Origin of the sequence: Streptomyces sp. PA03-6a, from assembly GCF_033792765.1 — a bacterium.
In the GTDB taxonomy this organism is placed as follows: domain Bacteria; phylum Actinomycetota; class Actinomycetes; order Streptomycetales; family Streptomycetaceae; genus Actinacidiphila.
Genome location: NZ_JARAVK010000299.1, coordinates 1 through 9,769 on the forward strand (window position 1 = coordinate 1; position 9,769 = coordinate 9,769).

The following is a 9,769-nucleotide window of genomic DNA, read 5'->3' on the forward strand; positions in this document are numbered from 1 at the left end:
CTGTGGCTCCTCTGAGGGAGGACGGACGGGGAAGAGCCGCGCGGGGTTGTGATGAAACAGCCCGCGTTCACCTACCGTCAATGGTGTTGACATAAGGCGGCCGGGCCCCTTCACTGTGCGCGACGCCGACAGAAGGGCCCGACCATGACCGCCGCCACCGGCGACCGCGTCCCCCGGGAACGCAAGCGCCGCCGCCCCACCCGCTCGGGCGTCCTGCTGTCCGCCCCGCTCATCGTCAACACCGCCTTGCGCCTCATCGGCGAACACGGCCCCGAGGCACTGAGCGTCCGCCGCCTCGGCGCGGCGCTCGGCTGCGACCCCAGCGCGGTCTACCGCTACTTCCACAACACCGACGACCTGCTGCTCGCCGTCGCCGACCGCATCATCGGCGACGCCATGGACGGCTTCACCCCCGGCGACGACTGGCAGGCCTCCCTGCGCGACATGGCCGTCCGGGTCCGCGACGGATACCTCGCGCACCCGCGCGCCGCCGCCATGGCCTCGTACCGGATCACCCGCCGCGAACACGAGTTCCGCGCCGTGGAGGCCGGCATCGGCATCCTGCTGCGGGCGGGCTTTGCACCCGACAGCGCCGTCCCCCTCTACCTGGCGTTCATCGACACCGTCCTCGGCCACGCCGCCCTCGACGCCGCCCACCTCGCACTGCCGCGCGCCCAGCGCGAGGCCGACCGGCGCGCCTGGACCCAGGAGTACCGCTCCGCGACGGTCGACCCACAGGCCTACCCCGCACTCTCCGCCGCCCGCGGCCACCTGCACCTGATGGCCGACAGCTCCTTCGACACCACCGTCGACCTCATGATCACCGCCCTCGCCGCACGATTGCGCCCACAGCGTGATCGCTGACGTCCGGCCGCACCGCGGGGCACAGTGGCCGGTATGAAGCTGCTGACCCTGGGTGGAACCGAATTCGTGGGACGCGCCGTCGTCGAGGACGCGCTCGAGCGCGGCTGGGAGGTCACGGTGTTCCACCGCGGCCGGCACCAAGCACCGCCCGGCGCCACCGTGCTGCTCGGGGAACGCGGCACCGAAGGCGGCCTCGCCGCCCTCGCACACGGCGAGTGGGACGCCGTCGTCGACACCTGGTCCGGCGCACCGGCCGCCGTACGGGCCACCGCCCGCCTCCTGGCCGGCCGCGCCCGGACGTACGCCTACGTCTCCAGCCGCTCCGTCTACACCTACCCCGCCCCCGCCGGACTCGACGAGGACGGACCCGTCGTGGACGCCTCCCCCGGCGACGGACCCGACGTCGACTACGCCCGCGCCAAGCGCGGCGGCGAACTCGCCGCGACCGAGTCCTTCGGCGACCACGCCCTGCTGGCCCGCGCCGGCCTCATCCTCGGCCCCTACGAGAACATCGGCCGCCTCCCCTGGTGGCTCACCCGCATCGCCCGCGGCGGCCCCGTCCTCCCCCCCGGCCCCCGCGACCTCCCCCTGCAGTACGTCGACGCCCGCGACCTCGCCGCATGGGTCCTGGACGCCGCGGAATCCGGCCTCGGCGGCACCTACAACCTCGTCAGCCCGCCCGGGCACACCACCACCGGCGAACTCCTGGCCGCCTGTGCCGCGGTGACCGGCTCCGACGCCGAACTGCGCTGGACGGACCCGGAGACGGTGCTGGCCGCGGGCATCGAGCCCTGGACCGAACTGCCGGTCTGGCTCCCCCCGGGCGAGCTCTACGACACGCTCCACACCGCCGACGTCTCCCGCGCCCTCGCCACCGGACTGCGCTGCCGCCCCGTCACCGAGACCGTCGCCGACACCTGGGAGTGGCTGCGCTCGCTGGGCGGCACCGCACCCCAGCGCCCCGACCGGCCCACCGTGGGCCTCGCCCCGGAGAAGGAGGCCAAGGTGCTGGGCGGTTGAGACCCACCGCCCGGCACCGGCACCGGCACCGGCACCGGCACCCGTGCGAAGCCCCGCGTCACGCCTGCCCCGCGCCGCGACGACGCCCCGGCGCGGACAGCGCGGCGGCGAAGTCGCCCAGGGCCGCCAGGTCATGGGCGCTGACCACGGCGTCGCAGTACGGCAGCGCCGCGGCCATCCCACCCACGAGCGGACGGTAACGGGGGCTGGCGGTACGAGGGTTGGCCCACACGACCCGGAAGGCCACCCGGGCGAGCGCCGCCATGTGCCGGGCGAGGACGGCGGGGTCGCCGGTGTCCCAGCCGTCCGAGACGATCACCACGACGGCACCGCGGGCCATGCCACGGCGTCCGTACCGTTCGTTGAACTCCCCCAGGCACGCGGCGATCCGCGTGCCCCCCGACCAGTCCGGTGCCGTACGCCCGGCGCGCGCCAGCGCGTCGGAGGGCAGGCCGGGCCGCCGCAGGACGGGGGTCAGCCGGGTGAGCCGGGTGGCGAACGTGAAGACCTCCGCCCGCGCGCCGCGCGACGCGCAGTAGAGCAACTGCAGCATCGCCCGGGCGTACGGCTCCATCGACCCCGAGATGTCGCAGAGGACGACCAGGCCGCGGCGGCGGGGCCGCGGCACGAAGCGGCGCAGCCGCAGCGGGTACCCGCCCGTGCGGCGCCCGGCGGCGAGGGTGCGGCGCAGGTCGATGCGGTCTCCGTGGTGGGCGGGCCGGCCCCTGCGGGACGGGCGGAGCGGGGTGTTGAGCACGATCGCGCGCATCGCCCGTGCCAGGAGGGCGAGCTCGTCCTCGGTCAGCTCCGCGAAGTCCCGGGTGGCGAACCGGTCGGCGGGGCTGGCCGTGGTCGGTGCCTCGACCTCGCGCGCCCGCCCCGGGGTGTCCTCCGCGGGCCGCCCGGCACCACGCCGTGGGGCGGCACGTCCGGCCCCGGCGGACGACCGCGGCGGGTCGCCCCGCTGCCCCCGTGCGACCGCGTGCCCGAGACCCTCAGCGCCGAACACCATCCGGAACACGGCGTCGAACACCGGGATCTGCTCCGGGTCCGCCACCAGCGTGGCCAGGGCGCAGTGCCGCAACTGCGGCGTCGTCACCGGAGCCAGCACGGTCACCGCCCGCGCGAACCGCGCGGCCCTGTCCGGTCCCACCGGTATCCCCGCCCGCCGCAGGGCCTCGCAGAGCGCGGCCACGACCTCCGCCAGCCCTGGTACCGGTGTCGTCTCGACCCTCGCATTACTCGCGTCGCCTCCGGCCTCACGCATCGCTGTCCACCAGGTGCGCGAGACCCTCGGCGCGGACCGCGGCGAGGTCCTCGGCGTACTTGAGGACCGCGCCGAGGGTGCGGTCGGCCGCGTCCGCGTCGAACGAGGTGAGGCCCAGCGCACGCAGCGCGGCCGCCCAGTTGACGGCCTCGGCGATGCCGGGCGGCTTGGTGAGCCGGTGGTCGGCGCGCAGCCGGTCCACCGCGCCGGCCACGCGGGACGCCAGCCACTCCCCCGCGCCGGGGACGCGGCGCCGGATGACGGCGGCGACGCGCTCCGTGTCCGGGTACTCGATCCAGTGGTAGAGGCAGCGCCGCTTCAGCGCGTCGTGCAGGTCACGGGTGCGGTTGGAGGTCAGGACGGCCACGGGCGGCACCGTGGCGGTGCGCGTGCCGAGTTCGGGGACGGTGACGGCGGCGTCGGCCAGCAGCTCCAGCAGGAAGGCCTCGAACTCGTCGTCGGCGCGGTCCACCTCGTCGATCAGCAGGACCGCCGGCCGCGGCCCCGGATGGATGATCGCGGCGAGCAAGGGCCGCGGCATCAGGAAGTCCTCGGTGAACAGGTCGGCGTCGCGCAGGGGTTCGCCTCGGGACTCGGCGAGCCGGATCGCGAGCAACTGGCGCGGGTAGTTCCACTCGTACAGCGCCTCCGCGGAGGACAGCCCCTCGTAGCACTGGAGGCGGATCAGCGGGGTGTCGAGGACGGTGGCCAGGGCGCGGGCCGCCTCGGTCTTGCCGACGCCCGGTTCGCCCTCGAGCAGGATCGGCTGGCGCATGCGGACGGCCAGCAGCAGGGCCGTGGCGAGCGCGTCGTCGGCGAGGTAGTCGGCGGCGTCGAGCCGGGCGCGCAGGGCGGGGACGTCGGGGACGAGGGCGTCGGGGTCAGGAGGCATGCGCGTAGCGGGTGGGGTCGTCGGTGTAGGCGTGCCGGCAGCCGGGGCCGCAGAAGTAGACGGCGCCGCCGCCCTGCCCCGTCAGCGCGACGGTGCCGGGGGTGACGGCGACGGTCATGCCGCACACCGGGTCCACGGCCTCCGCGACGGGCCGCGCCGGCGCCGCGGGCTCGCCCGCGCCTGGGTGGCCGCCAGGGCAGGCGGCGGGGCGCGGTCGCACCGCGATGACCTCGGCGTACACCGACACGGCGATCTCCGCCGGGGTCCGGGCCCCGATGTCCAGCCCCGCCGGGGTGTGGACGCGGGCCCGCTCCTGCGGTGTCAGCCCGAGCCCGGCGAGGACGGCGGCGCCGCGCCGGGGGCTGGCGACGAGCCCGACGTACGGGACCCCCGCGCGCACCGCCGCGGCCAGCGAGGCCTCCTCGTCACGGCCGTGCGACGCGATCACGACGGCGTCCAGGTCGCCGGGCAGCGGGGTCCCGGGTTCCGCGGGCCTGGCGTCGTAGCCGAGGGCCCGGCCGACGTCGAGCAGGGAGCGGGCGATCGGCGCGTGGCCCAGCACGTGCACCAGCAGGGGGGGCAGATGGGCCTCCAGGAAGATGTCGAGGGTCCCGCCGGACTGGCACGGGTTGTCGACGGTGACCAGGCCCTCGCCTTCCGCCCCGCCCCCGTCCGCCCCGCGCTCGGCCGCGCCCTCCGCGCCGCCGGGGGTGATCCGCAGCAGCACCGACTCCCCGGTCTCCAGCAGGCGCAGCCCCTGCAGTTGCACGGTCGACTCGGCGCAGACGCCGCCGACGAAGCCCTCCACGGTGCCGTCGGGCAGCACCAGCGCGCTGTCGCCGGGCTTGGCGCTGGTGGGGCGCTGCGCGCGGACGACCGTGGCGAGGACGAACGGGGTGCGGCCGTGCCGCAGTTGGTCCGCGCGGTTGAGCAGTTCCGTACTCGTCATCGGGGGCCTCAGGTGATCGCCAGGTCGCTGCGGAACGGCCGTCCCCGTGCGGCCCGCCAGACCGCCGCCGGGGTCAGGGGCATGTCGATGTGGCGTACCCCGAGCGGTCGCAGGGCGTCGACGACGGCGTTGACGACGGCGGCGGGCGAGCCCACGGTGGCGGACTCGCCGACGCCCTTGGCGCCGATCGGGTGGTGCGGCGACGGGGTGACGGTCTCGCCGAGCTCCCAGGAGGGGCATTCGACGGAGGTGGGCAGCAGGTAGTCCATGAAGGACCCGCCGAGGCAGTTGCCGTCCTCGTCGAAGGCGATCACCTGCATGAGCGCCATGCCGAGCCCGTCGGCGAGCCCGCCGTGCACCTGCCCCTCGACGATCATGGGGTTGATGCGGTTGCCGCAGTCGTCCACCGCGATGAAGCGCCGCACCTTGACCTGCCCGGTGCCGGCGTCGACGTCGGCGACGCAGATGTAGGCGCCGAAGGGGAAGGTGAGGTTGGGCGGGTTGTAGACGCAGGTCGCGTCCAGGTGTCCCTCCACGCCTTCGGGCAGTTCGAGGCTGGAGTGCGCGGCGAGCGCGATCTCGGCCATCGTGCGTCCCTGGTCGGGGTCGCCGGTGACGAACCAGCGGCCCTTGGTCCACTCCAGGTCGTCCGGGCTCACCTCGAGCATCGCCGAGGCGACCAGCCGGGCCCGTTCGCGGACCTTGCGGGCGACCAGCGCGGCGGCCGCGCCGGACACGGGGGTGGAGCGGGAACCGTAGGTGCCGAGCCCGAAGGGCGTCTGGTCGGTGTCGCCGTGCACCACCTCGACGTCCTCGGGCGGGATGCCCAGTTCCTCGGCGACGATCTGCGCGAACGTCGTCTCGTGGCCCTGACCTTGTGTCTGCACGGAGATCCGCAGCACCGCCTTGCCGGTGGGGTGGACGCGCAGTTCCGCGCCGTCGGCCATGCCGAGGCCCAGGATGTCCATGTGCCGCCGCGGGCCCGCGCCGACGGCCTCGGTGAAGAAGCTGACGCCGATGCCCATGAGTTCGCCGCGCCCGCGCCGCTCGGCCTGCTCGCGGCGCAGGTCGTCGTAGTGCGCGAGGTCCATCGCGAGCCGCAGGGCCCGCGGGTAGTCACCGGAGTCGTACTCCCAGCCGGTCTTGTTCCGGTACGGGAACTGCTCGGGCCGCAGCAGGTTGCGCATCCGCAGTTCTGCGGGGTCGGTGCCGAGTTCGGCGGCGAGCACGTCGACCATGCGCTCCACGAGGTAGACGGCCTCGGTGACGCGGAAGGAGCAGGCGTAGGCGACGCCGCCCGGCGCCTTGTTGGTGTAGACGCCGGTGACCGCGCAGTGCGCCGCCTCGATGTCGTACGAGCCGGTGAAGACGCCGAAGAAGCCGGCGGGGAAGTGGGTCGGCTGGGCGGTGGCGTTGAAGGCGCCGTGGTCGGCGACGACCTTCACGCGCAGGCCCAGGATCCGCCCGTCCGCGGTCGCCGCCATCTCCCCGTGCATGTGGTAGTCGCGGGCGAAGGAGGTGCTCATCAGGTTCTCCGAGCGGTCCTCCACCCACTTGACCGGCTTGCCCGTGACGATGGAGCCGACGACCGCGCACACGTACCCGGGGTAGATGCCGACCTTGTTGCCGAAGCCGCCGCCGATGTCGGGGGAGATGATGCGGATCTTGTGCTCGGGGATGCCGGACACCATGGCGTAGAGGGTGCGGTGCGCGTGCGGGGCCTGGGTGGTGGACCACACGGTGAGCTTGCCGGTGACGGCGTCCATGTCGGCGACGGTGCCGCAGGTCTCCAGCGGGGCGGGGTGCACCCGGGGGTAGAGCATGTCCTGCGTGACGACGAGGTCGGCGCGGGCGAACACCTCGTCGGTGCGCTCCTTGTCGCCCGCGGACCAGTCGAAGACGTGGTTGTCGGTCTGGCCCTCCTTGTCGTCGCGGATCAGCGGCGCGTCGGGGTCGAGCGCCCGGCGGGCGTCGACGACGGGCGGCAGCGGGTCGTACTCGACGTCGATCAGCTCGAGGGCGTCGCGGGCCGCGTAGCGGTCCTCGGCGACGACGAAGGCGACCTCCTGCCCCTGGAAGCGCACCTTGTCGGTGGCGAGCACCGCCTGGGTGTCGTACGAAAGGGTCGGCATCCAGGCGAGTCCCAGCCCGGCCAGGGTCCGTCCGGTGATCACGGCCTTGACCTTCGGGTGCGCCTCGGCGGCGGAGGTGTCGACGGACACGATCCGCGCGTGCGCCAGCGGGCTGCGCAGGACGGCGCCGTGGAGCATGCCGGGCAACCGTACGTCGTCGACGTAGGTGCCGTGGCCGCGGACGAAGCGGGCGTCCTCCTTGCGCTTCATCCGCCCGAAGCCGACCGGCCGCTCCCCGGTGGTGGTCATGTCCGCACCTCCTCACGGCCGGAAGCCTCCTGCGCCGTCTCTTCGGCGGGTCGCGCGGTGCGGCCCCGCTCGGCGGCCCAGCGGATGGAGCGCACGATGTTCTCGTAGCCGGTGCAGCGGCACACCTGGCCGGAGATGGCCTCCCGGATGTCCTCCTCGGAGGGGTCGGGGTCGTGGTCGAGCAGCCAGCGGGCGGTCATCATCATGCCGGGGGTGCAGAAGCCGCACTGCAGTCCGTGGCAGGCGACGAACCCCTGCTGGACGGGGTCGAGTTCCGCCCCCTCGGCCAGGCCCTCGACGGTGCGGACCTCGTGGCCGTCGGCCATCACCGCCAGCACCGTGCAGGACTTGACGGGCTCGCCGTCCAGCCAGACGGCGCAGACCCCGCAGTTGGAGGTGTCGCAGCCCCAGTGGGTGCCGGTGAGGCCCAGCTCGTCGCGGAGGAAGTGCACGAGCAGCAGCCGGGGTTCGACGTCCCGGGTGTACCGCTCGCCGTTGACGGTGACCGTGATCTGCATGTCAGGCCTCCTGCCCGTGGGCGCGGGCGGCCGCGGCGCGCAGCGCCCGCACGGTGAGCTCGGCGGCGAGGTGCCGCTTGTAGTCGACGGGGCCGCGCTGGTCGGCGGAGGGGCGGCACTCCTCCCCCGCGATCCGGCCCGCCTCGGTGAACCGCTCCTCGCCCGGCGGTCCCCCGCGCAGGTACCGCTCGGCCTCCTCGGCGACGAACCGGGGCGCACCGACGGCGGTCAGCCCGATGCCCGCCTCGGTGACCACGCCCGCCGACAGTTCCAGGACCGCGGCCGCGGCGGCGACCGCCCAGTCACCGGCTCGGCGCTCCACCTTGCGGTAGGCGCTGGCGTGCGAGCGGATCGGCACCCTGATCTCCAGCAGCAGCTCCGCCTCGCCGAGGACGGTCTCGTACGGGCCGAGGAAGAACTCCCGCACCGGCACGGCCCGACGGCCGTCCGGCCCCTGGGCGACCAGGGTCGCGCGCAGCGCGCAGAACGCGGCGGACAGGTCCTCGGACGGATCGGCCTGGCACAGCGAGCCGCCGACCGTGCCGCGGTTGCGCACGAGCGGGTCGGCGATCATCCGCTCCGCGTCACGCAGGACGGGGAAGTGCTCGCCGACCACGGCCGAGGCCAGCAGGTCGGCGTGGCGGACCACGGCGCCGACGGCCAGCTCACCGCCGTCCACCCGGATGCGGGTCAGCTCGTCGAGGCCGTTGATGTCGATCAGCGCCTCCGGCTGGGCGAGCCGCAGCTTCATCATCGGCAGCAGGCTGTGCCCGCCCGCCACCACGCGGGCCTCGGGCCCGTACCGGATGAGCAGCTCGATGGCGTGGTCGACGCCGGTCGCCCGCGCGTACTGGAACGTGGCCGGAACCTGCATGGCGCCCTCCTGGATCCGGGCGTTCCCCCTGTGCGGCGATGCTGCGCCTCGCCGCCGCGCCGGGGCAATGGGCCGATAAGGCTTCACTTATCGGGGTGAAAGGGAGAAAATCGAAGGGTGACCGTGACGCAGCTCAGCACCTTCGTGCTGGTGGCCCGGCTCGGTTCGGTCACCGCCGCGGCGCGGACGCTGAACGTGAGCGAGTCCGCCGTGTCGCAGTCGCTCGGCGCGCTGCGCGCGCACTTCGGCGACCCCTTGATCCGGCGCGCGCCGGGCGGCGGGATGCGGCTCACCCCGGCGGGCGCGCGGCTGCTCCCCGTCGCCTCGCGCATGGTCGCGCTGAGCGCGGACGCGGAGGCCGCGGTGCGGGCGGCGCAGGGCGGGCCCGACGAGCTGCGCGTGGTGGCCGCGGGCACGCTCGCGGAGTTCGTGCTGCCGTCACTGACGGAGGCCTTCGCCGAACGGACGGGCCGCCGCATCGACACGTCCTTCGGCGTCGCCACGACAAGCGAGATGCGGGCGCTGGTGGAGCACCGCCTGGCCGACGTGGCGCTCGGCCCTGACCTGGGTGCGGTGCGCGGCGGGGGGCTGATCGGCGAGCCCGTCTTCCGCGCCCTGCTGGTCGCGGTGACCGGACCCCGGGCACCCCGGCCGGCGGGACCGCCGTCCCGCTGGACGTGGCTGGTCGACGCCTCCGGCACCGACCCCGGCGCCGACACGGGCCGCCTGCTGCGCAGGCTGCGGGTGCCGGAACCCCGCGTCCGGGTCTTCCCGCACCAGACCGCGGCCTGGGACGCCGCCGCGGAGGGCGCGGGCGTGGCGCCCGCGGTGGCGCACCTGGTCACCCCGCGCCTGCGGCGCGACGAGCTGCGCCTCCTCGACACCCCGGCCACCCCGGCGGACGCCACCTGGTACGCCACCGTCCTGCCCCCCGGCTTCCGCTCCCCCGCGACCGACGTCTTCCTCCACTTCCTCCACACCGCCGCCGCCACCCGCATCATGGG

9 protein-coding genes are annotated in these 9,769 nt (G+C 74.8%); 3 read left to right on the forward strand and 6 right to left on the reverse strand.

The annotated features are described in order from the left end of the window. Window positions 1-144: 144 nt before the first annotated feature. Together PV350_RS40400 and PV350_RS40405 are read left to right on the forward strand one after the other, a co-directional pair. A complete protein-coding gene (locus PV350_RS40400; protein ID WP_500338410.1) occupies window positions 145-864 on the forward strand; it encodes a TetR/AcrR family transcriptional regulator in 720 nt (239 codons plus the stop codon). Window positions 865-897: 33 nt separating this feature from the next. Beyond that, window positions 898-1,884, forward strand: coding sequence for an NAD-dependent epimerase/dehydratase family protein (locus PV350_RS40405; RefSeq protein WP_500338411.1), 987 nt, complete (start codon window positions 898-900; stop codon window positions 1,882-1,884). Between the two features lie 58 nt (window positions 1,885-1,942). On the opposite strand, the gene PV350_RS40410 is transcribed toward PV350_RS40405, so the two are convergent. From PV350_RS40410 to PV350_RS40435, 6 genes are read right to left on the reverse strand one after another with little or no spacing between them, the layout of a single operon-like run. Next, window positions 1,943-3,151 (reverse strand): vWA domain-containing protein, encoded by a 1,209-nt coding sequence (locus tag PV350_RS40410; protein ID WP_500338413.1) that lies wholly within the window; start codon window positions 3,149-3,151, stop codon window positions 1,943-1,945. Next, on the reverse strand, window positions 3,144-4,043 hold the full coding sequence (locus tag PV350_RS40415) for an AAA family ATPase (RefSeq protein WP_500338414.1): 900 nt from the start codon (window positions 4,041-4,043) through the stop codon (window positions 3,144-3,146). The genes PV350_RS40410 and PV350_RS40415 overlap by 8 nt, the downstream gene beginning before the upstream one ends. Next, complete coding sequence (locus PV350_RS40420) at window positions 4,033-4,992, reverse strand: XdhC family protein (RefSeq protein ID WP_500338416.1); 960 nt, start codon at window positions 4,990-4,992, stop codon at window positions 4,033-4,035. The genes PV350_RS40415 and PV350_RS40420 overlap by 11 nt, the downstream gene beginning before the upstream one ends. 8 nt (window positions 4,993-5,000) lie before the next feature. Then, window positions 5,001-7,373 (reverse strand): aerobic carbon-monoxide dehydrogenase large subunit, encoded by a 2,373-nt coding sequence (locus PV350_RS40425; RefSeq protein WP_500338417.1) that lies wholly within the window; start codon window positions 7,371-7,373, stop codon window positions 5,001-5,003. Continuing rightward, window positions 7,370-7,891, reverse strand: a complete 522-nt coding sequence (locus tag PV350_RS40430) for a (2Fe-2S)-binding protein (protein WP_499515292.1) — start codon at window positions 7,889-7,891, stop codon at window positions 7,370-7,372. Before PV350_RS40430 ends, PV350_RS40425 begins: the two co-directional genes overlap by 4 nt. Before the next feature lies 1 nt (window position 7,892). Continuing rightward, window positions 7,893-8,765 carry an FAD binding domain-containing protein gene (locus PV350_RS40435; RefSeq protein ID WP_500338418.1) on the reverse strand — a complete coding sequence of 291 codons (873 nt, stop codon included), beginning with the start codon at window positions 8,763-8,765 and terminating at the stop codon, window positions 7,893-7,895. Between the two features lie 117 nt (window positions 8,766-8,882). On the opposite strand from PV350_RS40435, the gene PV350_RS40440 reads away from it, so the two are divergent. After that, a partial coding sequence (locus PV350_RS40440) for a LysR family transcriptional regulator (RefSeq protein WP_500338419.1) occupies window positions 8,883-9,769 on the forward strand: 887 nt, incomplete at its 3' end.

Excerpts from the sequence above, each read along its gene's own strand:
- PV350_RS40405 (WP_500338411.1), top strand. The coding sequence starts at position 898 with ATGAAGCTGCTGACCCTGGGTGGAACCGAATTCGTGGGACGCGCCGTC.
- PV350_RS40415 (WP_500338414.1), bottom strand. The coding sequence starts at position 4,043 with ATGCCTCCTGACCCCGACGCCCTCGTCCCCGACGTCCCCGCCCTGCGC.
- PV350_RS40425 (WP_500338417.1), bottom strand. The coding sequence starts at position 7,373 with ATGACCACCACCGGGGAGCGGCCGGTCGGCTTCGGGCGGATGAAGCGC.
- PV350_RS40420 (WP_500338416.1), bottom strand. The coding sequence starts at position 4,992 with ATGACGAGTACGGAACTGCTCAACCGCGCGGACCAACTGCGGCACGGC.
- PV350_RS40410 (WP_500338413.1), bottom strand. The coding sequence starts at position 3,151 with ATGCGTGAGGCCGGAGGCGACGCGAGTAATGCGAGGGTCGAGACGACA.
- PV350_RS40400 (WP_500338410.1), top strand. The coding sequence starts at position 145 with ATGACCGCCGCCACCGGCGACCGCGTCCCCCGGGAACGCAAGCGCCGC.
- PV350_RS40435 (WP_500338418.1), bottom strand. The coding sequence starts at position 8,765 with ATGCAGGTTCCGGCCACGTTCCAGTACGCGCGGGCGACCGGCGTCGAC.
- PV350_RS40430 (WP_499515292.1), bottom strand. The coding sequence starts at position 7,891 with ATGCAGATCACGGTCACCGTCAACGGCGAGCGGTACACCCGGGACGTC.